This is a genomic window from Mesorhizobium sp. M7A.F.Ca.CA.004.04.2.1 (assembly GCF_004022825.1).
Taxonomy (GTDB): Bacteria; Pseudomonadota; Alphaproteobacteria; order Rhizobiales; family Rhizobiaceae; genus Mesorhizobium.
This window is the reverse complement of record NZ_RZPH01001682.1, coordinates 1-598: the sequence shown is the minus strand read 5'-3', so window position 1 is coordinate 598 and position 598 is coordinate 1. Positions and strand designations below refer to the sequence as shown.

Annotated in this window: 1 protein-coding gene; it reads left to right on the top strand. The window is 65.1% G+C overall.

Features of this window, described 5'->3' with window-relative positions; genetic code table 11:
• The coding region (locus EN893_RS36955; protein ID WP_164901546.1) for a patatin-like phospholipase family protein at positions 1-582 on the top strand (582 nt) is incomplete at its 5' end.
• Between the last annotated feature and the right edge of the window lie 16 nt (positions 583-598).

Sequence of the window (598 nt, the reverse complement as noted above, 5' to 3'; positions counted from 1 at the left end):
GATCTCGGAGGTGACCGCGACGAACGGCTTGGCAAGGTCCTCGAAACGAATGCCGGCCACGAAATCTGGCTGTCGAGCGGCTCATTGATCACCGCCATGCGCGCCTCCTACGCGCTGCCCGGCGTGTTCGAGCCGGTGAATTGCAACGGCCGCGTGCTGGTCGACGGCGCGCTGGTCAACCCGGTACCGGTATCGGTCTGCCGCGCCTATGAGCAGCCGCTCGTCGTGGCGGTCAACCTTCACTATGATCTGTTCGGCCGCGCCGCCGTCATCAAGCATAGCGCCGGCGAGTTGGTCGTTGAAAAGGACGCGCCGCGGCCTGGTCAGATCGACGCCGAGCGCCAGTCGCATCAGACGCGGCTCGGCATCACCGGCGTCATGGTCGAGGCCTTCAACATCATTCAGGACCGCATTTCGCGCGCCAGGCTTGCCGGCGACCCGCCTGACATGTCGCTGCAGCCGAAGCTCAGCCATATCGGCCTGACCGAATTCCACCGCGCCGACGAGGCGATCAACCTCGGCTATCAGGCGACGATGGCGCAGATCGGCGAACTGACCCGGCTGCAGACCGTTCTCGCCTGATCAAAGCCTACGCACG